A 21,801-nucleotide genomic window follows, 5' to 3' on the forward strand; every position below is an offset into this window, starting at 1 on the left:
TTCGGTTCAATCGTAATAAATGCTGCCGCCGATGAATTCCCTTAAAATGGAATTGAACGGCACCTTTGATACATCCAAGGGTTCGAAGAAACTCAGCAAATTAAGGAGCCGTTCGCGCGTGTCGTAATAGGGGCTGTCGGCCGGAATCTTCTGCAGCGCCGTTTCCGCATACGGGCGCAGGGCATTCATCTCATAAATCATGCTGGAATTGAACATCACGTCAGCCTCTTCCTGGAACTTGAAGATGTTCTGGTACTCGCCGCGGCGCACGCTTTCCCATTGATGGATCGTATTTTCCGGCGTGACGCCCCTGTATTTGTCGTCCCTCACCAAACGGCGGAGCAGACGGATTTCCGAAGTCGGAACCCGGCTCATCAGGTCGATGTTGAGGCCGCCGAGTGCACTGATATAGATTTTGTAGATAAGGTTGCGGTTGATGCTGGTGACCAATTCCGGATTCAGCGCATGGATGCCTTCAATGATAAGGATCTCTGATGGACCGACCTGCATCGGTTTATATTCGGCCAGGCGCTGGCCGGTGATGAAGTCGAATTGAGGAACGGATACACGCTCGCCGGCGATCAGCTGCGCGATTTGTTGCTTCAGCAAGGGCAGATCCAACGCCTCCATGCTGTCGAAGTCGTACTTTCCGTCGGCATCCCGAGGCGTATGCTCCCTGTTCACGAAATAATGGTCTAACGACAGTGCGATCGGCTTCAGCCCGTTCACTTCCAGCTGCGTCGACAGTCTTTGGGAAAAGGACGTTTTCCCTGAAGAGGAAGGCCCCGAAACCAACAGCAGGCGCAAGGCGCGCCGATGCTGTAGAATGGCGTCCGCAATGATGGAAATTTCCTTTTCATGCAAAGCCTCGGCGATGCTGACCAACTTCATCGTGCGGCCGGATCGGATATAGTCATTCACGTCTTGAACCTGTTCAATGTTGATATTATCCATCCAGCGTTGATTCTTTTCGAACGCAGCTGATAGCTGCACCGGCGGAATCAGTGGTCTGTCGCTGCCTTTGTCGATGTCCCCGAAATCCACGATGAACCCATAGGAAAACGGCAGAATGGTAAAAGGTTCCACGAGGAAGGTATCCGTAAAAGCCGGATAGACGGCCTTCACGATGATATCACCCACCTGATAATGGTAATAGCCGCCTTCTTTCCGGAGCAACACGATACCGCTGTCCTTTTCGACCCACTCCCGCAGTTTCCGTTCGATCTGCTTCACTTCCCTTGTCGACAGAATCGATCCGTAAAGGTTGCAGAAGACCCCTTCCAAAATGGAGTAAGATGTCTTCAGTATCTCCTCCGGAAAGAGGTCATGCACAACCTTGATCAAACCCAATTTGACTGTCTGGCGTCCTTTGTGCAGATGCGTCTCACTCATACTGTTTCCCCCTCGCGCTCGCTTTGCGGTTACTTATATCTTTGAAGCAGACTGCCTTCCCCGCGTTTCCGAGAACCGGTACGCTTCCCGCATCCAAGCATCGACAGCCGCCGTCAGATCCGCTTCCTCCGCAATGATGACGTGGTGCGTCCATCTGCCGGGGTACGGTTCGATGGCTTCGACAATCTGATCATGCACAATCTGGCGCCCACAGCCGAAGCTCAGCACCAGGCTGTGCAACGGCCGCTTTCTGTCCGTCGGCTGGGGCATCCAGACCCAGGCGAATTGTGTCCGCGTGGCAAAAGAAATCTGGGTCTTTGTCACTGTGATAATGGCGGGTCCAATCGCCCGGATTATCCTTTCCACAGCCATGAACAAAGCTTTGGTTTCCGGTTTCCCGGCAAAAAATGCTTCCACTTCTTTGTTGATCAGTACGTCTGTCATAGGTATCGCCTCATTTTTTGAAATAGGGATTGGCGGATTCTCACTCCACCAGGAATACGATTTTCGTCAGCAGTTCGCTTTCGGGAACCTCTTCCGGAGAATTGTAATAGTGTTCATAAACCGGACCTAGCGGCTTGTAGCCATTATCCTTGATCCATTTCTGGATTTCCTCATAAGCGGGCGGCATCTCCATATACGGACCTTTGTACATGCAACTAACCTGTTTGCCTGCCGGAATGCTCCCCACAAGGATATCGCCTTTGCCCGGTAGCGCTTTGGATACCGGAAAACCGATTTCCAATTCGAGCCTTTCCATATCCATATTGAAATAGCCGACGAAAGCCGGCCCAACCGGCTGTTCACCCAATTCCATGATGTGCGTGACGATGTCCATGAAGGCCTTCCCCAATATTTTCGGAAGCTCGCTTACTGGAGTAACCGTTTTCAAAACCAAAGTCGGTTGTTCCTGCGTTTCCACCATTTCGATAACAAAGCTCATTTTCTCCACGTCTCCTTTTCTGAAGCCCATTGTCTCATGCTTATTTTATCACTTCCGCATCCGCACGACCATCAATACGATGGCCGTCGGAAAGGGGCTGAAAGCGCGCAAAAACAAGTCCCGGCACCAATTCAGTTGAATCGTTGCCGAGGCCTGTTTCTAGTCAATCAAACTACACCATTATCAAAATTGTAATCATTTAAGGATAGATGGAGCTTGTTTCTTCGCAAAAAGCACATAGCCGATCGCCACACCCAGCAGCACGATGCAGGCGATGACGGTCGTGATGATGCTCGAATATTGCCCGGCAAATCCGTCCTGCGACATGTGTTTGATCAGGATGCCCGCATAAGCCCAAATGATCACAAGCCCATATGCGATATCGTGGTTGCGTATCATCGTGACGGCTCCGATCACAAGCCCGATAATGATGATCAGGATTGTCCAGATCGACTCGGAGATCCCGAAGCCATTCCAACCGATATCGACCAGAAGCGTTGTGATGTTCGCGATCGTCGCCACTGTGATCCAGCCGAAATAGACGCTGAAAGGCAGACGGATGAACAGTTTTTCCTTCTGATCGAGTTTTTCCTTTAGGATTGTCTGGTTGATGTAGATCAGGCTCAGCAGAAGCACCAGCATCAGGATCACCGACAAGCCGATTAGGCGGTAATGCCAACTGAAGATCCAAGCGGTATTCACCACTGAATTGACCGAAAAAACGATGCCGACTTTCCGCAGCAACTCCGTCTTCACCTTGCCTTTATCCCCTTGGAATAAGCCGAATTGGTAAAGTGTGTAACCCGCCAACAAAAGGTAGATGACGCCCCAGATCGAAAAGGTCAATCCGGCGGGCGCAAACAGGTTCGGATAGGAGTCCGATACCGCGCCAGTGTCGATGCCGTTGATCGGCAGGATATTCGCCATGGCATTGACGGCGATCATGATCAGATACGTCACGACGACTGCGATTTTGATGGGTGTTTCGAGTTGTTTCGTTTCCAATTTTGTTTCCATCTTATTTCCTCCTCTTTCGTAGTGCTGGATAAGAAATATAATTGCCTTGGATAACCAGATATATAGCATATTGCGCAATAAGTAAAGTATTCTCCTAAGTCAATAGTACTCAAAAATAAGCATCTATGCAAATATTGAGATAACGATGGGGATGAGAAATTTTGCTGCCGGTAAGCCCCAATTTTTTGACATTCCCCTAAATGAAGCGTATTTTTAAGGTGACAAAATCTTCGTCCAAATTTGCCATCCAACATCTGAAAAGTTTAGTCTCTTACCAATCTCCCCTCCCAATCACTCCTATCTCTTTACATGAAAGGACGAAAAAAAATGAACAGGAAGCAGAAGCTCTATGGGTCGGCCGCATTGTTGAGCCTGTTGCTCTTGGTCGGTTGCACAGCGGTTGACGATGCTGCGACAAGCGATTCTTCGGCAGTCGGCTCCTCGGAAATGGTCGAGAGCAGTTCCGAACAAGATGAATCCATAATGGAAGACAGTGAAGAAAGCGACATGGATGAAGACGATTCGATTGTAGCGCCCTACATCTACGGTGCGGTCGGCGCCTTGGCGGACGACGATCTGACGATGGAAGAGATGTTCATCTATGCCATCCAGGATGAGCAATTGGCCCACGGAGAATACGCCTACGTACTTGAAACATTGGGGGATCAAGCGCCGTTCAACAATATCATTTCTTCTGAAGCCCAACACATCTCTGAAATGACCGTTCTGTTCGAAAAATACGACTTGACGGTTCCAACTGATGAATCAGCTAATTACATCCAACGGGCGGCAGACATCAAGGAAGCATTAGAGAATTGCGCCACGGGAGAAGTGGACAACATCGCGATGTACAACAAATTCCTCGAACAGGATATCCCGGATGACGTTCGCGCCACCTTTACGGCTTTGCGCAACGCTTCCGAAGGACATCTGGATGCGTTCAATAAGAGCCTCGAAAAATATTGATAGTCCAACAACTATAAAAGCCTTTCCCCTATTTTTGGGAAAGGCTTTTTTGCATCGTTCGCTGTTTATTGGCAACAAAAGTGCTTTTCTTCACAAGGTGTCTTGACACCTGTAAAGTTACGTGATATAGTCGTTTTCATTAAACTATCATAAAAAAGGGGTCGCACAAATGGATGAACTTACGGAAAGAATATTGCAGCTGAAAGCAGAAAAAGATGCCGTCATTCTCGCACACTACTACGTTCCTGGAGCCGTTCAAGATATCGCAGATTTTATCGGGGATTCGTACTATTTGAGCAAAATTGCAGCACAGGTCACGGAAAAAGTGATCGTTTTCTGCGGCGTCGCCTTCATGGGCGAAAGTGCGAAGATGCTGAATCCGGAGAAAGTTGTCCTGATGCCCGACCTGAAAGCGGATTGTCCGATGGCCCACATGGTCAAGATACGCGACATCCAGAAAATCCGTGAAACTTATGAAGACGTTGCTGTGGTCTGCTACATCAATTCCACCGCCGAAATAAAGGCCCACGCCGATGTCTGCGTCACGTCATCCAATGCAAAAAACGTCATCGCCGCTCTTCCCAACCGCTACATCTACTTCATTCCCGACGAGCACCTGGGCAGATACATTTCGCATCAGCTTCCCGAGAAAACGCTCCTCTTCAATGACGGGTACTGCCCAATCCATACCAGCATCCGCGTTGTTGATGTTCTGAAAATGAAGCGTGACCTGCCGCAAGCCGAAATTCTGGCCCATCCGGAATGCAAGGAGGAAATCCTTGATTTGGCTAATTTTGTCGGCAGCACGTCGGACCTCGTCGCCTACACCGAAAAGAATCCAGCCCAGGATTTCATCATCTGCACGGAAATCGGCGTCATCCATGAAATGGAAAAACGTTCTCCAGGCAAAAGGTTCCATGCCCCTTCCGTCGGGCAAGTCTGTCCCGACATGAAGCTGAACACTGTGGAGAAAATCATCTATGCTCTGGAAACGTTCAAACCTGCTGTGGAAATGGATGAATCGTTGCGCATCAAAGGACTGCAGCCGCTGGAACGGATGATGAAATTGGCTGAGGTGAAGACCCATGCGCAACTATGATGTCCTTATCATCGGAACGGGTGTAGCCGGACTTTTTGCGGCCCTCAACCTCAACAGCGACAAAAAAATCCTGATCGTCACCAAGGGGACTTTGGAGGAGAACGATTCCTTCCTTGCCCAGGGCGGCATCTGCGTCCAACGCGATGAAACGGATTTCGAACCTTTCCTGGAGGACACATTGCGTGCCGGCCACTACGAAAACAACGAGGCGGCCATTGCCGCCATGATCCGCTCCTCGCAGGAAATCATCGACGATCTGATCGGTTTGGGCGTCGCCTTCGACAAAAAGGGAGCCGGCTTCTCCTACACCAAAGAAGGCGCTCACTCCAGAGCCCGGATCCTGCACTGCAAAGATATGACCGGCAAGGAAATCAACAGCAAACTGATTGTACGGGTGAAAGAGCTGAAAAATGTGAGCATCCTGGAAAACAGCACGCTTGTCGATCTTTTGGTTGCCGGCGACCGTTGCCACGGCGCGGTGCTCCGCGACCAGTCCGGAAAGTTATCCAACGTTTATGCACAGTCTACCCTGCTCGCCACCGGCGGCATCGGCGGCCTGTTCAGCAAAACGACCAACTTTGCGCATTTGACAGGTGACGCCATCGCCGTTGCGCTGAAGTACGGCATCCGCGTCAAGGACATGAATTATGTCCAGATTCACCCCACTTCGCTGTATACCGGCCGGCCGGGCAGAGCTTTCCTGATGTCGGAATCGCTGCGTGGGGAAGGCGCCATCCTTGTCGGCAAGGACGGCAAACGCTTCGCCGATGAACTCTTGCCGCGCGACCTGCTGACGAAAGCGATCTACGCCCAGATGGAGAAGGACCGCTTGCCCTATGTCCGGATGCTCCTGAAAGGCCGAGTTGAGGGATCGATTTCCGAAAGGTTCCCGGGAATACATGCCCACTGCCTGCAGGAAGGTTATGATCTGACCGAGGACCACATCCCGGTCGTGCCCGCCCAGCATTACTTCATGGGCGGCATCGAAGTCGATCTGAACAGCAAAACTTCGCTGACTAACTTGTACGCAGCCGGAGAAACGAGCTGCAACGGCGTTCACGGGAAGAACCGCCTGGCAAGCAACTCGCTGTTGGAAAGCTTGGTGTTCAGCAAGCGCGCCGCCCAAGCCATCGATGCGGCATTCCAGCGCGCGCTTCCTTGTCCTTTTCCCGAACCGGATGCCCGTTCCATCACGGATGGCTTGACGGAAGCACGCAGAAAACTATTGGAAGAAATCGGAATGGAGGCAGAAGCCCATGCAAAGTAATATGGATCGTCTGATTTTGGCGGCGCTGCGGGAAGACATCCCCACTGAGGATATCTCAATCAACGCCATTATCACAGGCTACACGCAAGGCAAAGCCGAGCTGTTGTGCAAACAGGACGGCATCATTGCGGGGCTTGACGTTTTTGTCAGAACTTTCGCACTCCTCGACGATACGACCGAAATGCTTTTCCATTTCCAGGACGGAGATGCTGTCAAATCAGGAGATTTGTTGGCTGAAGTGATCGGCGATATCCGCGTCATCCTGTCCGGAGAACGCACCGCACTGAATTATCTGCAGCGCATGAGCGGCATCGCCACGCATACCCGCAAAATCGTCGACTTGCTTGATGGGAGCGGCATCACGCTGCTCGACACCCGCAAAACGACACCGAACAACCGAATTTTCGAGAAGTATGCCGTGAAAGTCGGCGGCGGTCACAACCACCGCTTCAACCTGTCCGACGGCGTTATGCTGAAGGATAACCACATCGCTGCGGCGGGCGGCATCAAGCAAGCGGTCGCTGCCGCGCGGGAATATGCTTCTTTTGTGCATAAGATCGAAGTGGAAGTGGAAAACTTGGATATGGTCAAAGAGGCGCTCGAAGCGAAGGCCGACATCATCATGCTGGACAATATGACCCCGGCTGATATGAAGGAAGCCGTCCGTTTGATTGACGGGCGCGCCTTGGTGGAGTGCTCCGGTAACCTCACCGCTGAAAACATCGCCGCCTTGCGCGATACCGGAGTGGATTACCTTTCATCAGGCGCCCTGACCCACTCTTCGGCGATCCTCGATTTGTCGCTGAAGAACCTGGAACGGATCTGACAGAAAGTTATACCCATTAAAACGCAGATAAGCTGTGGAAAAGCCATTTATAATGGTTTTCCACAGCTTATTCTTTTTCGTTATCCACAAACAAAATGATTTAGTCCAGGCACATCCTCAGAAACTGATGATCGGTTTCTTGAACAGGCCGTCGATCAGAGCATGTAGAAAAGTCAGCGGCAGATAGACGATGATGCTCAGCATCATTGTGATTTCATACAACAGACTGCTCTTTTTGACTGCTTTACCTTTCAATCGGCTCAAGAAAGCACTGAACGCGATCCCATGCGCATTGCCAACCATGATGGCCCGGACGGCACCCAAAATCCCTTTGGCCTTGTCTTCCCCATAAAGAGAGACGATCCGATCCCAGGATTCTTCGGTCGGATACCCTCTCCTGTCGGCATAATGCTGGGCGAAAAGGTACGCCGGCATTTCCTCAACAGGGATTTCGTCAGCGGATCCCGCCAACAATTGCTGGATTTCATCCGCACCCATCCCTTGCTCGAGAGCCATCTTCGTGTGGGCATAGGAACAAACTTCGCAGCCATTTACTTCCGTCACGCCCAACATGATCCTCTCGATGAATTCCGGACTCAATTCTTTTTTCTTTTTGGCTTTGATCATGTATTTTATTGTGCGGACTCCGTCATACAAAATTGAATAAAATTCCCGCACTGAGTATATTTTCTTGTAGAATTCCTGCGCCATTGTTGTCTCCTTTACTCTGCACGTCTTCGCCAGATTTGTTAAAAATCATTATACCCCTATAGGTATGTATAGTAAAGAAGACAATTTGGCTACCCTACCGGTTTTACCAGTGCCAACGGTTCAAACGCTCATGGTGTTCCTGATGATCCTTGGCCCCCGCGATTGCCGATAATGGTATTCTGACTGATGACGCAAAAAAACGGACAGGTTGGGCATCCATCAGAAGCTTTCTGGTGGACGCCCAACCCGTCCGGCTGTAGCATGATCATTCGAATAGAAGTTAAGCAGAAATTAATTCCCTTTCCTCCACACCTTCAATATACACCGTTTTTGTAAATTGGATCGAAACATTCTGTATTATTTTTGTAAAGTACAGCGCCTTAAGCCTAACTGAATCATGGCTGCATCGCTCCGAAAAGCACAAGCCAAGCAAGGATCGATTTCGCAACCAGACTGAGCACGATATAGACCCGCTCCCCGTAGAGGTAGTCCGCCCATTTCCCGACTTTCTTGTACTGCAAAATCATGTTGATCGGGAAAGTGTTGAAAGCAACGAAATAAGTACCGACGATTGCCCAGACAAACCAAGGCACCTCACCGAAGTTGCCGGTCCCGAACATGTAGAGCAAGATGGCGATCCATGGTGCAATTCCGGCAATCGAGCCCCAGATGAACGGTCCCCATTGGATGTTGTCTTTTGAATGGCCCGCATTCAGCTGCTCCATCACGAGACCGAAGAGATTCATAGTGGCGTTGACAATGAAGATCAGAATAAGCGAAGCGATATCGTAGATGCCGAACAGGGTCGCAATCAGGACAATCATGATTGATGAACTGAGCGCATACTCGAACCAACGAAATTTATTGATGCCCTTTTCCAAATCGGCATTATAGATTGCATTCAGATTTTTGGGAATGGAAATCAAGGCATGCGCGATAGCGGAAATGAACAAGAACGAAGCAACCAGAACTCCGAACGGCAATTCAAAAAGGATACGCGAGGCCGTTTCCAGCGAGCGCGTTTCGGGATTGAAAGCCAGATAGAATTGGCTGATTTCAGGACTGAACTCGCCGATTTTCTGGATGACGTTCGTTGCCAAGAACAGCATCGCAATGCCTTGGATCAGGTGGAGTCCGCCCATGACCAGATTGAAGCGCCGCAGTTTTTCTGTCGTAATTTCTTTCATGATGATGTGCCTTCCTTTCTCTAATGATTGATGAAATGATTGTTCAGCGGACCTATTTATCTTTCCAGTTCCACCACTTCAGCTTTTCCGGCTCTGGATGCGGTTCGGTCGCGTAATAGACAGCGCAACGGAAAGTGTACAGCACGCAGGGATCTTGCCGATGCCCAGTAATCCGGTTCAAACGCTCGTAAAGTTCCTGCGGATCCTTGTCGCGCAGGTCAGCAATCGTATTTATTCCCAACGAGACTAGTGTTGCCGCCATCCTAGGCCCGATACCGGGAATTTGCTGTAGTTCTTTCATACCCTCAGTCCTTTGCTAAGTTAATATCCACATTTACCAAAACGTCCTAACCGAGACTTTATCATGTGCATATAGAATCGTTCCGATCAGATTTTTCGGAATGGCACGAGGGAGAAAATGATTCTTCCTTGGATAGCCTGTTCTGAGATGAACGGATCAAGAAAAGAACGACTATCATATGAGTGTGCCCTGTTGTCCCCCATCAAAAAATACTTGCCTGCCGGAACTCGATATTCCGATCTTTTCCCTTCCGTTGGCTCGCGATAGGGTTCTTCCAGGCTTTTCCCGTTCACGTAAACGGCGCCATCCCGTTCACAGATAATATGGTCATGCGGAAATCCGATGACCCTTTTTACCAACATATCCTTGAGCTCAGCGGAATAAAAAACGAGGATGTCGCCTCTTTTGATTTCCATTGCGTCATGGATGCGAAGTGTGACTCCCCAACCCTTTGACCGTAGAGTAGGATACATCGAATCGGACTGCACCACAGTAAGGAAAAAAATATGTTTTCGGACGAGTCCGGCGGCGAAAATGGCGGCAATAGTCAGCGAAATATACAGTAAGCTCTGGTCCAGATCAATGCGGGTGCGCAACATGGCCATGATCGTGCTTATGTGCATGGTGTTCACCTTCCACCGTCTTGAAGAAATCGACATAAGCCTCTATGTAAGCTCTCCCAGCTTCCACGTCATCAACATCAAATTTTTTCAGTGACAAAGCTTTTTCGAATTTCCCTTCCAGTTCATGCATTTCTTCATGGGACAGCAACCCTTCTAATGGAGATAAGTTTCCTACTTCTATGCATTTATCGGCTGCTGCAACTTTTTCATCAATGGGGGTTCCCGAAGGCTTTAGCCCTTCATAGAAGGCTCCTTCCCCGGCCCGATGAATTCTGACAAGATTCTCAAGGAAATATCTATCCGCCAATTCCTTTGCATCCGGCCCGAGTGCCCTGACCTTACTGCTCAAGGCAAAGATTCCCTTCAGTTCTTCCTCGTGCTCCGGAAGGATCCATTTTAACGCATAATTAACGTTGCAGGTCTCCAGTGCTTGCTTTCCGTCAACAGCTGTAGGTCCATCCATAGTATCGCAATGTGCTTTTGCTTTCACAGGTACAAAAAGAACGCCAAAAAATACAACGGCTGCCATTACCAGCATCATTTCCATTTCATTTTCCTCCTTCTCGCAAATACAACAAAAACGACTGTCACTCTGCTCCAACCTCAGTTTCATCTTCATTATAGGCCAACATTTAGAGTCTGGCTAACGGAGCGGTCCATCGGGATCCCCCATCTTTTCCATTTGGCGATCGTGAAAGGGGCCGAATACAAACACGGCCAGACTCGCACCGATCAATGCCCAAATCATATCCCAAAGGCTGTCGAAGGCGTCACCCTGCGTCCCCATGACAGCATCAGCGGGCACACCCATAATCTTGACGAGCGCAAATTCGCTCAGCTCATAGGCTGCACTGAAGCCGAGGCAGGACAGAATGACGATAAGCGTCAGCATATTGCCTTTCTTGACATAACCGCCCCGCAGCAGAAACTCCTTGGCCAAAAAAGCCGGCACGAAGCCTTGGGCGAAATGCCCCACCCGGTCAAAGTAATTGCGCTCCCAACCGAACTGTTCTTTCCATTGATTGAACAAAGGATTCTGGGAATAGGTAAAGTGCGCGCCGTAAACCAACAACAAAGCATGCAGAAAAGCCATCACATAGACGAAAGTGCTGAAACGGAACTTCCGGTAAGTCACAACCAACAAGAAAACGAGCAAGAGCGCAGGCGTCATCTGACCCATCCAAGCAAGCCGATCCAATGGACGTATGGCCGAAATAATGTACGCTACAACGAAAAGTACCAAAAGGATTATATGCAAGGGTTCTGCCTTTTTGCCATTTCCCGCCATCCATTCCGCCTCCTTCTATTTACGTGACCGTTCCGCAACCTGATCCATATACAGCTGCATGTCAAACTTGCGCTTCAGACCTTTGTCATTCATAAAACGGACATTCCCGAAGATGGCCCGTTCCCCCCACGGCCGGTCGTGTTTGCCGAAACACCAGCTCACCCCTGCGAACCCATTCGGATCACGGCCATCCAACAGATATTTATTGTTCAAATATATGGCTTTGCTATAGGCTTCTTCAGGTGTGCTGCTCCACTCCAGAATTTTCTTGGCCCAATACATCCGCATGTACCCATGCATTTTCCCGGTCAGATTCATCTCAAGCTGTGCGGCGTTCCAGTAGTCGTCGTGCGTCTTGGCAGCTTCCAATTCTTCCAAGGAATACAGATATTCACGTTCATCGGCCAAGTGCTTGGCCAGCGTCTTCTTGGCCCAATCCGGCACGGCTACAAAGGAATCGTACTGTTCATTGTAGTAAACGAAATTGATGGCCAACTCTCTCCTGACGACAAGTTCTTCCAGGAAACTCTGCTGACTTTCGCTGTCCATCCCCATCAGTCTGCGATAAACATAAAGCGGCGAAATCTGTCCGAAATGGAGATAGGGGCTCAGGTTTGAGGTAAATAACTCACCCGGGCGGTTCTTCCGTTCGCTGTACCCAGCCAATTTATTTTCGATGAAGTCCTCCAGCCAGCGCTTGGCTTCGCTTGTTCCGCCGATATAATCGGAAACGCGCGGGACACTTCGGTCGATAGCCAACCCCGCCAAGGCCTTTTCGGTATCCGAAACGTCATACGCTTCGAACGGAAGCTCCGATGCGAGCGATGGGTGCTGGCAGACTGTCTCTTCCAATGGCGCCAAACACTGCGGCAGGATTTTTTTCAGTTTTGAACGCAGGGTCGCAGCGGAATACTCCTCTTTGGGAGAAGCCAGTTCGACCGGGACGACGACGTTGCTTTCAATCTGGACGACGGCGCATCGGGCACCCTCGGCCAAGGCAGTGCGCCATTGACGATCGATTCGGAGATAACCGCGGTCGACCACCAACAAGGCAGCCAATCCGGACATCTCCAAAGCGCCTTGTTCCGGCGATATTTTCCGGATCAACAGTTGGATGCCGCGCTGCTCCAGTGCGGCCTTCGTTTCCTTCAGCCCTTCCAGCATAAATGCATAGTGACGCTCATTGGCTTCCGGGAAACCGTCAGTGACCCCGAAGTAGACGACCAGCGATTTCTCGAGCCGGTTGGCCTGACGAATCGCGTATTCCAAGGCATGGTTGTACTCCGCCCGCTGCGAACTCTGCATCCAGTAGACGACAAATGGTCGCTCCATCACTACGTTCTTATCGTTCAGTTGCTTGTTTCTTTCTTCCATTATCATCCGTTTTCCCCCGTATATCATTTCGTTTGTTGTCATACTTATTATAGAACATCGCACCCAATCCACCTATTTTTGTGGATCGGGAAGCAACCATAATTATCTCTATTTGCATCCCACAGATGGCTTGAAATTCATGTATAATGGAACCTAGAATTTCTCTTCGGTTCAAAAATACAAATATGGCTATCCACCCGAAAAATTAGTTCCATATTTTTTGCACCTTGATCAATGCGAAAGGAATGGTTGTAAAAATGGATAAAGAAACAGCCAAAAATATCAGAAAAAGTTTAGCTGCAGATTGTTCGCAGTGCTTTGGACTTTGCTGCACAGCGCTCAACCTTATAGCGTCGAGCGATTTTGCAATCAACAAACCGGCAGGCAGTCCTTGCGTCAATTTGCAATCCGATTATGGGTGTAAAATTCACGCTAACTTACGGAAGAAAGGTTTTAAGGGTTGTACAGTATTTGACTGTTTGGGAGCTGGACAAGTTGTCTCACAAATTACTTTTAAAGGTCAAAGCTGGCGGGATGACCCTGAAATTGGAGCCAGAATGTTCCAAACGTTTCCGATTATAGAACAAATCCATGAAATGATTGCCTACACGGCAGAAGCCTTGTCTTATGAATTACCCCAGGCTTTGTCCGAGAAATTGAACGTGCAGTTAAAAGAGTTGCAGAACCTAATAAAACGCAATGCTGATCAACTGTTGTCTTTGGATATAGTGATGTACAGGTTTCCCTTAAATGAGTTGCTTTCGGAAACCAGTAAGTATATTCGGGAAAGCCTAACTTCAACCCTATCCAACACTAAAAAAGCCAAGGATTACAATCATGAAAGAGCCGACTGGATCGGCAAAAATTTAAGCGGGCAAGATCTGAAGGCTGTCAATTTGAGAGGAGCGTATCTGATTGCTGCCGATATGAGGAATGCGGATCTAAGAGTGGTTGATTTTATCGGGGCTGATTTGCGAGATGCTGATTTAAGTGGAGCAAACTTATCCACGAGTATATTTTTGACCCAAATGCAAATTAATTCGGCCAAAGGTGATGAAAAGACATTGCTGCCATTTTATATCCAAAGGCCCTCTCATTGGACGGCCTGATTTGTTGATAATTTGTGTATTGCACCAGTTACTTTCCTTTTGGTTAAAGCAAAAAGCTGACTCCAGGCGGAGTCAGCTTTTTTAGTACAGAATCATCACGCTCTCTTAAAAGGGATTCATCACGCTCTCTAAACGCGAATCATCACGCTCTCTACATGTTTGCGCGGATTTGTTCAGCCAATGCTTCGTACGCATCGTCCGTCAGGGTCACGCGGCCTGGGTTCATGTCGAATGTCGAGCCCCATTCGAAGGCATCGTCTTTGTATTTTGGCACCAAGTGGAAGTGCAGGTGTTTACCGGTATCGCCGTAAGCACCGTAATTCACTTTTTCAGGGCTGAAGGCTTTATGCAACGCGTTCGCAACTGTTGCGATGTCGGCGAAGTAGCCGTTGCGCTCTTCATCCGTGATGTTCACCAATTCGCTGACGTGGTCTTTGTAGGCAACGATCACACGACCTTTGTGGCTTTGTTCTTTAAAAACGTAGACTTTGCTGTAAGGCAATTCACAGCAAGGGTAACCGAATGCCAACACCATTTCGCCTTCCATGCAATAGGCGCAATTTTCATCTTTCATAAACACAGACCTCCTAGAAATATACTTCCGGTCCATTATATCACTTTTAAGCGCCTACATTTTGTCCATAATCCAACAGTATTGCGGACAAAATGTGAACAAACTGGATCCGTATTCAATCCAAGTGGTGCTTCTTTTCCACATACCCGACCATGGCCCAAGCTGTCAGATGCACCAGAATCAGAAATGGGGTCCCCGGAAAGAACAGCAGCACCGCATAGCTGGCGGTGTTATTCAGCGCATGCATGGCCACCACGGTAGGGATTGACTCGGTCTTCTCAAACACAAAATTGGTCAGATAGTTCATCGCAACGATACCAGCAGTGAATCCAGCCAAAGACGGCAGCAGCACGACCATACCTTGGCCTGCATACATCAAAATTAAGAGTGGATAATGCCAAACCGCCCAGATGATTCCACCCTTCCAGGTAGCCTCCCAGAAGCTTTTTTCCCGTTTCCGCAAATAGGGATAAAGAAAGCCGCGCCAGCCAAATTCCTCCGTCCCACTCGTCAACAGGTTCGACAGAAAATACAGCCCGATTGCGCTTGCCGCGCTGTCAAAAGCCATCTTTCCTTCCGCCACCTTGCTGAACAAAAAGCTCATGATCAATGTCGGAATCACAATCACTAGCGGAATCAGAAATGCATAGGTGGCGAAAGACCGCGCCTTCAAAGAAAAAAAGTCTTTAAACGGTTTCCCCGCAATCAAACTTCCCAAAATCGGCCCAAACACACCCAGAGCAAACAACAACTGCGGAAAAGCGGATTGCTCTTTTCCGAGTGCTCCGACCACTTCAAATAGCGTGACATCTGTGTCCAAAGCATAACCGTTCAGCTGGATGAGTAAGGCTCCTCCGATCCAACAAGCCCATGTCCAGCCGAAGGATACCAGCAGATATAGCCAGACATTTCGTTTCATCTCTTCACCTCCAAACGATGAGTTACTGGCTGTAATTAGTGTTGACTTGCTGTCAACACTGAACTAGCTTTCACTAAACATAATGAACAGCGCTAGCGCGACACCGCAAAGGAAAGCCAAGTAAGCGTGCTCCTTGTCGTGTTCCTCCGGAAAGGCCCTGATCAACGGGGAGGTGATCAGGACGCCTGCCGCAAAGCACATGAAATACTCGATGTTCTGGTCGACCCACTGCTTATTTTTGTAGATGACCCAAATCCCGATGCTGTTCACGACCATGGCACTTAGGGCAAATAACGCAACGAAAGAGAAAGTGCTGCCTGTAAACATTGCCATCCCTCCAATCAAACTTCAGGTATTCCCAACGTCACCAGAGTCCGTATAACGGACCGGTGAAGAAGAAAGTTACGATTCCGATTGTGTTCATGAAGCCATGCGCTAAGACAGCAGCCCATAGATTATCGTATTTATACCTGACAAAGCTGTAGAAAAGGGCATCGAGGCATGTGGTGACAACGCCAACGACGCCTTGTTCCGTATGCGCAAACCCGAACAGCAAGGAAGAAGCAACGATGGCAAAAGCAATCCCTGTTTTTCTCTCCGAAAACAAACTGATGATTCTGTTTTGCATAAACCCCCGATAGGCCAGCTCTTCTCCGACTGCAGCCAAGGTCCAACTTACCGCCAGCAAAAACAGCAATTCGCCGACATTCCCCTGCAGATCGGCAAATGTACTGACATCGCGGGTCGTTCCGGACAGTCGGTTCAATATTGGCAGAATGAGTCCAAAATTCACGATTGTCCAACCGATTGCCAATGCAAAGACACCCAACGCCATTTTCAAAAAGCGTTTTGGCTTCTTGAACCCAATCGCTGAGAATTTCTCCTTTTGCAGCAGCAGGAAAACGAAGCCGATTGCTGATACAACAACAGTCGGCAAGAGGATATCGAAGAGTACCGCATAAGCCATCAGCGCCAATTCAACAATTGACAGCACAGTCAATCGGTTCCGGTTTTCCATCATGCAAACGTCCCTTCTGTAAGCCTTTGGTTCTTCGACTATTCTGTCTCAACTTTCTAAAATCGTCAGCTTCATTCTTCCGAATAACCAAAATACGCCAGAATTTTCTCCAGCACTTGGTAATCTGGGACATAACCATACCCCGCGGATTGATCTTCACTGATGCTGAAAGGCGCTGATCCGATAAGTGTTTCCTGATGGATGATGGTGCCAGCAGACCTGTCCAGGATAGTTATTTGGACATAGCGTGTGTAGGCAATCCCTTCATTTGAGTAGGTTCCGGTTTCCATGTAATAGCTGCGTAGCTTCACCAAAACATTCATTTCGGCATCAGACTTGGCCTGCAGTTCCTCCGGCAAATCAATATAGTGCGGCGAATAGACGTACTTTTCTTCAACGCCTTCCTCTACTGATTCATCGTTTTCGATGATGAACACTTTGGCCGGAGTCGGTGCGGGCCCTTCCGCAAGCACACCTTGGATAGCCGCGTACGCATCCACATTTCCGATCAGATCGCTGCTTTCCAGTTCCCTGATTTGGCTCTCCCTGATCGCTTCCGGATCCGAAGATGAGGCTGCTTCGTCGCTGGATGAACCGCAGCCCGAAAAGATTAATAACAACATGGTCATAATGAAACAAAAGAAGCATTGGCGTTTGTTATTTTTGATCATCTGAAGCTCCTCCTTGAACTGACAAAAGCCTATGGATTAAGGAAGACAATCGACTTACAACGTTTTTGTAACCACTCTTTTTCGACCTCATTATAACATATACTCAGCCCCGGAATCGCGTGCGGCTGCATCTGATGCACTGAAAAAAGACCATACAGAAGTCCCTTTCCAAGGATGTCTGTATGGTCTAACTAATTGTTTATTTCCCTAAACGGTCCGGCATCATGAATTCCATGAAGCCCCAGACGCCGTTCGCAAGGAACAGTTCTTCGCGGTCGTAGTTGGATATTGCTTGGCGGATCAGATCATCCTTTTTGTCGAGGGCTTTCGCGCCCCAATGCGGATCGATCAGCAACGCACGTCCAACGGCAACAAGCTCCGAATTTTCCAATACGTTTTCTGCATCTTCACTTGTGCGGACATCGCCGACACCGACCAGCGGCACACGTCCGTTAATTTGTTCATGTATGTACGCCATCATGCTTTTCTCTTTATGGTCCTCAGAAACCGAAACGAGTTGACGGTCCCTCAAGGAAATATGCAGATAATCCAAGCCTTTATCGGCCAATTGGTCCACAAGGAACAGTGTATCTGTAAAGCGGATGCCAGGATTTTCATATTCCTCTGGGGAAAAACGGTAACCGACGATAAAGTTCTCGGCGCCCGATTCATCCACGGTTGCCGTCACTTCATCAACCAATTTGTCGATGAAACTGAACCGTTTTTCCAGGGTACCACCCCATTCGTCGTCTCTGCGGTTGGAGTGCGGCGAGAAGAATTGTTGCAACAAATAAGTATTCGCGCCATGCAGTTCCACACCGTCAAAACCGGCTTCGATTGCGCGACGAGTCGAAGCTTTGAAGTTTTCGATCAGATCCAGTATTTCATCGCCGGCTAAAGCTCTCGGCGTTTCGGCATTCGGTCTTTCGGCAGCAACCGCACTCGGAGCCACTGGCTGAACGCCCCGCAAGACGCTTGAATCCGTCATACGGCCACCGTGGAAAATTTGCAGGATGGCTTTAGTGCCATTCTTCTTGATGGCGGCAGCCAATTTGCTCAAACCCGGAATGAACACATCGGAAGCAACGCTCAATTCGCCTTCCCAACCTTTTCCGTCGTTCTGCACATTCGCTGCGCCTGTGATGACTGCGCCGATTTCGCCGGAACGAAGCGCATAGTAATTGATTTCGTCGGATGTCACGACGCCGTCATAGAAACTCATCTTCGTCGTCATCGGCGCCATCATGATGCGGTTCTTCAATTCAAGACCGCGTTTGAAAGTGAACTTGCTGTTCATTGTTGACATATTTTTCTCTCCTCTTGGATTGATTTATTTCATTCTACCGAGCCTGCCGGAAATACCCAAACAAAACGCTCGTTTCATTCGCAATTCATGCGCATGCATATATTTTATTACAAGTGCTTCTCTTTTGCAAGAGCCCTGATTTTAAATGTTGTCATTCAGGAATCGGACTCCCAGAGTTTTTACGGGAAACCTTATCAGCGCTATCTACTCACGAAAAAACTGCGCAAAAGGCATCCTACACGTCTCCGCAGTCTTTATCATTTCTATGTTTTCACATTTCCAGAAACCCGATCAGTAGTCCGTCTGTTTACTGATGGCGCTCCAATCTTCGATTTCCTGCAATCTTTCTTTCATCTCTACGGACACGATTTTGACTGCATCCGAACCCAGCAACAACCGTTTCGGAAGGTTTTCTTTCTTCATAGTTTCGTAGATGACCTCTCCCGCCTTATCCGGATCGCCGGGCTGGTCCTGGTTGTCGACGATGTTCTCTTTTCTGGTTTTCCAAGCAGTATCGGCATAATCTTCGATCTGCTTCTGAGTCCCTTTAAGGGAAGTGTCGTAGAATTTGGTCCGGAAAGCGCCTGGTTCCACGGTCATCACTTTGATCCCTAAAGGTGCGAGTTCCTTCATCAAGCCGTCCGTCATCAACTCCAAAGCGGCCTTGGATGCGGCATAATAACCGGAGCCGACACCGGAGCGGGCGGCAGCGATCGAAGAAACATTTAGGATGGCGCCGTTTTTCTGCGCCCGCATGTACGGCAAAACCTGCTTGATCAATGCAATCGGTCCGAAGAAGTTCGTGTCGAACAGCAGATTCACGCTTTCTTCTTCGCCTTCTTCAACTGAAGAACGATAGCCATAGCCTGCGTTGTTCACGAGGATGTCCACCCCGCCGAACTTGTCCGCTGCCGCTTTCACGGCATTGGTGATGCTCTCTTTGTCTGTGATATCCAAAGCTACTGAAATGGCGGTATCGGGGTAATCTGCGATGATATCCGCCACCGTGGAAATATCCCGTGCCGTCACGACCGCGTTATCCCCGTTCTTCAGAACTGCCTTTGCGATTCCTCTGCCGATGCCGCTGGAGCAGCCTGTAATCAACCATGTTGTCATATTGTTTACTTCCTTTCCGAAGCTGTTTATTTTGATCCTTGCGCCCTTTAAAGAATAAAAATGGCACCGCTCGCATTACAAACAGAAGTATACACCTTGGAGTGCACTTCAAGGGAAGCGTTTTATTTTCCTTATAGCAAAATAATTCAGAAATCATAATTCCTCTTCAAAAAAGAAATTGATCTCATCCATGAAGTCCGTATCCACCTCACTCGTCCGGAATCTGTCGACACCCTCATAGTATTCTTCCTTGATCTCATCTGGGATTTCCCCGTCATACCGATCGTATATTTCCTTATATTCCATATTCTTAGTTTTTGCATATTCGCTTGCGGCGTCGGATTCGAATAGATTGTTGTGTCCGTCATGATTTTCTGCACTGCTAGTTTTGTAAACAATGTTGGGATTGATGATTTCGTCCCGATGGGCAATGATGCTCGCGCCATCGTATGCTATCGCTTCATCTTTGACGCCATGTATAATCATGACAGGAGTATCCGTACTATTTATGCCGTTGGTAGCTGTGACCCAGGCAGTGTTACCGAAAAGGATGTTCTGATATGTCCACAGGAAAGGATAGGCTATCGGGGAAAAAGCCCCTAACAGGCTGTCCACCTGCTCATTTAACAGTTCCATGGGCGAATTGAATCCACCGATGCTGGCGACTGCAGCGATGTCAAAGCCGGAATCCAAAATTGCGGTGACCGCATAGCCTCCCCAGCTGTGTCCATAGAGCATGACAGGAAAATTGTTTAATCGTTGATCGCCTTGAATGAAGGTCAAGGCAGCATCCAAATCCAATAAGGATTGCGAAGGGCCCATCGTGCTTTCCCCTTCGCTTTCGTGTGTCCCGGTATTGTCGAAAGTCAAAACGCGCCATCCGTTATCAACGAAATACATCGTTTCTGCCAAGTAGTTCTCTGCACCGAATCCCAACCCAGCAGAAATGACGACTAAGCCTTTATCGTTTTCGCTGCCATAGACGTAGCCTTTCAACGCATTTCCGCCTGATTCGAATGTGATTTCCGTGCGTTCATAAGCATCGGCAACATCGCTGTATCTAAGGTAGCCTGAATATTTCGGATCCGGTTTGTCGACCCTGGAAAAACTTTCATCGTAGTTCGTTTTGACGTAACCCATCGAGCCTATTGAAATAACGCCGATAAATAGCATCATGCTTATCAGCGCTATTTTGACTGTTTTCCTTTTGAAATGTATATTTTTCATACTTCGATGCTCCCAGCACTGCTTTTAAAGAAAGATGAATTCCTCTCGGTAACGAACAGGAATAGACACAGAATACCGAACACTGTGCTCTCGACTGCAAATAACTGCAGGGTGAATCTGCCCCATAAGAACATATGCGAGGTAACATTGAAGGTAAAGTGCCAAACAGTCATGAGCACAAGATTCCCAGCTGATTTGTTGTACAGCCAAGTCATTAAAATGGACATTTCTATGATGGTGACCGTATACAAGACGAATCCCAAAAGACCACCGGTAAAGTTCAAATGCCAGACACCCCAAAGGATGCCCACAATGACACCGCTGGTAAACGGTGTATACTTTTTTTGCAAGTTCGGCAGCAGAAACCCGCGCCAGCCTATTTCTTCCGCAGCGCACCCGATCAGTATCGCAACAAAATTCAACAAATAGAACAATGCATCACCTTCCCAAGCGACAAAGTCAACTTCATAATAAGTCATGATGAAACTGCTGACGATGATGCACACGGCCGGGATAACAATGGCAGTTATCAGCCATTTCACAACGGACTTATCCACACGAAAATGGTTCCTTATGTCCTTGATGATCGTTTTGTCCTTTAACAGCAATGCCAGCCCAGCCACCGCAAAGACGGGTGACAATTGGGTAAAGGAAACAGAATAGTCCCCTGCAGATCGGAATACATAATGTAAGGTTAACAAAAGAATGCTGAATAGGAATGTAATAACATAAAAGGTGCGCAAATAATATTTTCGAAATAGCTTTTCCAATATATTTCCTCCTTGGTTAAGGATGCTTTATGTGTCTAGGGAAATCTATCTGTTATTGACAACGACGACGTTTTTCCATGTGGTGCTCATTATGATA

The 21,801-nt window shown here is 48.5% G+C and carries 25 protein-coding genes; 5 read left to right on the plus strand and 20 right to left on the minus strand.

Going from position 1 to position 21,801, the window contains the following annotated elements; genetic code table 11:
* Positions 1-6: 6 nt before the first annotated feature.
* The 4 genes from C7R73_RS03870 to C7R73_RS03885 form a co-directional block, all read right to left on the minus strand.
* Entirely contained in the window at positions 7-1,392 is a 1,386-nt protein-coding gene (locus tag C7R73_RS03870) for a uridine kinase family protein (protein WP_106449214.1), read from the minus strand.
* A gap of 33 nt (positions 1,393-1,425) precedes the next feature.
* A complete protein-coding gene (locus C7R73_RS03875; protein ID WP_106449215.1) occupies positions 1,426-1,836 on the minus strand; it encodes a DUF5655 domain-containing protein in 411 nt (136 codons plus the stop codon).
* Between the two features lie 40 nt (positions 1,837-1,876).
* Positions 1,877-2,335 (minus strand): GyrI-like domain-containing protein, encoded by a 459-nt coding sequence (locus C7R73_RS03880; RefSeq protein WP_106449216.1) that lies wholly within the window; start codon positions 2,333-2,335, stop codon positions 1,877-1,879.
* Positions 2,336-2,530: 195 nt separating this feature from the next.
* Positions 2,531-3,352 (minus strand): lantibiotic ABC transporter permease, encoded by an 822-nt coding sequence (locus tag C7R73_RS03885; protein WP_106449217.1) that lies wholly within the window; start codon positions 3,350-3,352, stop codon positions 2,531-2,533.
* Positions 3,353-3,679: 327 nt separating this feature from the next.
* Here C7R73_RS03885 and C7R73_RS03890 point away from each other — a divergent pair, with 327 nt between their 5' ends.
* The 4 genes from C7R73_RS03890 to nadC all read left to right on the plus strand — a co-directional run bounded on the left by C7R73_RS03890 (position 3,680) and on the right by nadC (position 7,510).
* Positions 3,680-4,318, plus strand: coding sequence for a ferritin-like domain-containing protein (locus C7R73_RS03890; protein ID WP_161525859.1), 639 nt, complete (start codon positions 3,680-3,682; stop codon positions 4,316-4,318).
* Between the two features lie 169 nt (positions 4,319-4,487).
* On the plus strand, positions 4,488-5,417 hold the full coding sequence (gene nadA / locus C7R73_RS03895) for a quinolinate synthase NadA (protein ID WP_106449219.1): 930 nt from the start codon (positions 4,488-4,490) through the stop codon (positions 5,415-5,417).
* Positions 5,404-6,684: an L-aspartate oxidase gene (locus tag C7R73_RS03900; protein ID WP_106449220.1), complete on the plus strand. Its 1,281-nt coding sequence runs from the start codon at positions 5,404-5,406 to the stop codon at positions 6,682-6,684. Before nadA ends, C7R73_RS03900 begins: the two co-directional genes overlap by 14 nt.
* Positions 6,674-7,510 (plus strand): carboxylating nicotinate-nucleotide diphosphorylase, encoded by an 837-nt coding sequence (nadC, locus tag C7R73_RS03905; protein WP_106449221.1) that lies wholly within the window; start codon positions 6,674-6,676, stop codon positions 7,508-7,510. Before C7R73_RS03900 ends, nadC begins: the two co-directional genes overlap by 11 nt.
* A 117-nt stretch (positions 7,511-7,627) precedes the next feature.
* On the opposite strand, the gene C7R73_RS03910 is transcribed toward nadC, so the two are convergent.
* The 7 genes from C7R73_RS03910 to C7R73_RS03940 form a co-directional block, all read right to left on the minus strand.
* Positions 7,628-8,221, minus strand: a complete 594-nt coding sequence (locus tag C7R73_RS03910; RefSeq protein ID WP_106449222.1) for a carboxymuconolactone decarboxylase family protein — start codon at positions 8,219-8,221, stop codon at positions 7,628-7,630.
* Between the two features lie 395 nt (positions 8,222-8,616).
* Positions 8,617-9,408 carry a heliorhodopsin HeR gene (heR, locus tag C7R73_RS03915; protein WP_106449223.1) on the minus strand — a complete coding sequence of 264 codons (792 nt, stop codon included), beginning with the start codon at positions 9,406-9,408 and terminating at the stop codon, positions 8,617-8,619.
* Positions 9,409-9,460: 52 nt separating this feature from the next.
* A complete protein-coding gene (locus C7R73_RS03920; RefSeq protein ID WP_106449224.1) occupies positions 9,461-9,709 on the minus strand; it encodes a helix-hairpin-helix domain-containing protein in 249 nt (82 codons plus the stop codon).
* 86 nt (positions 9,710-9,795) lie between these two features.
* Positions 9,796-10,332 carry a signal peptidase I gene (lepB, locus tag C7R73_RS03925; protein ID WP_161525860.1) on the minus strand — a complete coding sequence of 179 codons (537 nt, stop codon included), beginning with the start codon at positions 10,330-10,332 and terminating at the stop codon, positions 9,796-9,798.
* Positions 10,289-10,879, minus strand: coding sequence for a DUF6448 family protein (locus tag C7R73_RS03930; protein ID WP_106449226.1), 591 nt, complete (start codon positions 10,877-10,879; stop codon positions 10,289-10,291). Before C7R73_RS03930 ends, lepB begins: the two co-directional genes overlap by 44 nt.
* A gap of 96 nt (positions 10,880-10,975) precedes the next feature.
* Positions 10,976-11,620 (minus strand): DUF2238 domain-containing protein, encoded by a 645-nt coding sequence (locus C7R73_RS03935; RefSeq protein ID WP_106449227.1) that lies wholly within the window; start codon positions 11,618-11,620, stop codon positions 10,976-10,978.
* 15 nt (positions 11,621-11,635) lie between these two features.
* On the minus strand, positions 11,636-13,000 hold the full coding sequence (locus tag C7R73_RS03940; RefSeq protein WP_106449228.1) for a deoxyribodipyrimidine photo-lyase: 1,365 nt from the start codon (positions 12,998-13,000) through the stop codon (positions 11,636-11,638).
* Between the two features lie 251 nt (positions 13,001-13,251).
* On the opposite strand from C7R73_RS03940, the gene C7R73_RS03945 reads away from it, so the two are divergent.
* Positions 13,252-14,103: a pentapeptide repeat-containing protein gene (locus tag C7R73_RS03945; RefSeq protein ID WP_106449229.1), complete on the plus strand. Its 852-nt coding sequence runs from the start codon at positions 13,252-13,254 to the stop codon at positions 14,101-14,103.
* A 151-nt stretch (positions 14,104-14,254) separates the two neighbouring features.
* Here C7R73_RS03945 and C7R73_RS03950 read toward each other — a convergent pair whose 3' ends face one another.
* The 9 genes from C7R73_RS03950 to C7R73_RS13815 form a co-directional block, all read right to left on the minus strand.
* Positions 14,255-14,677 carry an HIT family protein gene (locus C7R73_RS03950; RefSeq protein WP_106449230.1) on the minus strand — a complete coding sequence of 141 codons (423 nt, stop codon included), beginning with the start codon at positions 14,675-14,677 and terminating at the stop codon, positions 14,255-14,257.
* 115 nt (positions 14,678-14,792) lie between these two features.
* Complete coding sequence (locus tag C7R73_RS03955) at positions 14,793-15,596, minus strand: CPBP family intramembrane glutamic endopeptidase (RefSeq protein WP_106449231.1); 804 nt, start codon at positions 15,594-15,596, stop codon at positions 14,793-14,795.
* A gap of 63 nt (positions 15,597-15,659) precedes the next feature.
* The gene (locus C7R73_RS03960) at positions 15,660-15,923 is read right to left on the minus strand and encodes a ZIP family metal transporter (protein WP_106449232.1); all 264 of its coding nucleotides are present in this window, start codon (positions 15,921-15,923) and stop codon (positions 15,660-15,662) included.
* Between the two features lie 37 nt (positions 15,924-15,960).
* Positions 15,961-16,617 (minus strand): CPBP family intramembrane glutamic endopeptidase, encoded by a 657-nt coding sequence (locus tag C7R73_RS03965; protein WP_106449233.1) that lies wholly within the window; start codon positions 16,615-16,617, stop codon positions 15,961-15,963.
* Between the two features lie 68 nt (positions 16,618-16,685).
* On the minus strand, positions 16,686-17,285 hold the full coding sequence (locus C7R73_RS03970; RefSeq protein ID WP_106449234.1) for a hypothetical protein: 600 nt from the start codon (positions 17,283-17,285) through the stop codon (positions 16,686-16,688).
* Between the two features lie 199 nt (positions 17,286-17,484).
* Positions 17,485-18,591, minus strand: a complete 1,107-nt coding sequence (locus C7R73_RS03975; protein ID WP_106449235.1) for an NADH-dependent flavin oxidoreductase — start codon at positions 18,589-18,591, stop codon at positions 17,485-17,487.
* Between the two features lie 291 nt (positions 18,592-18,882).
* Positions 18,883-19,707: an oxidoreductase gene (locus tag C7R73_RS03980; RefSeq protein ID WP_106449236.1), complete on the minus strand. Its 825-nt coding sequence runs from the start codon at positions 19,705-19,707 to the stop codon at positions 18,883-18,885.
* A gap of 153 nt (positions 19,708-19,860) precedes the next feature.
* The gene (locus C7R73_RS03985; protein WP_106449237.1) at positions 19,861-20,934 is read right to left on the minus strand and encodes an alpha/beta hydrolase; all 1,074 of its coding nucleotides are present in this window, start codon (positions 20,932-20,934) and stop codon (positions 19,861-19,863) included.
* On the minus strand, positions 20,931-21,704 hold the full coding sequence (locus C7R73_RS13815) for a CPBP family intramembrane glutamic endopeptidase (RefSeq protein WP_106449238.1): 774 nt from the start codon (positions 21,702-21,704) through the stop codon (positions 20,931-20,933). The genes C7R73_RS03985 and C7R73_RS13815 overlap by 4 nt, the downstream gene beginning before the upstream one ends.
* Positions 21,705-21,801: the final 97 nt, after the last annotated feature.

It is taken from the genome of Trichococcus alkaliphilus (assembly GCF_003008695.1).
Lineage (GTDB): Bacteria > Bacillota > Bacilli > Lactobacillales > Aerococcaceae > Trichococcus > Trichococcus alkaliphilus.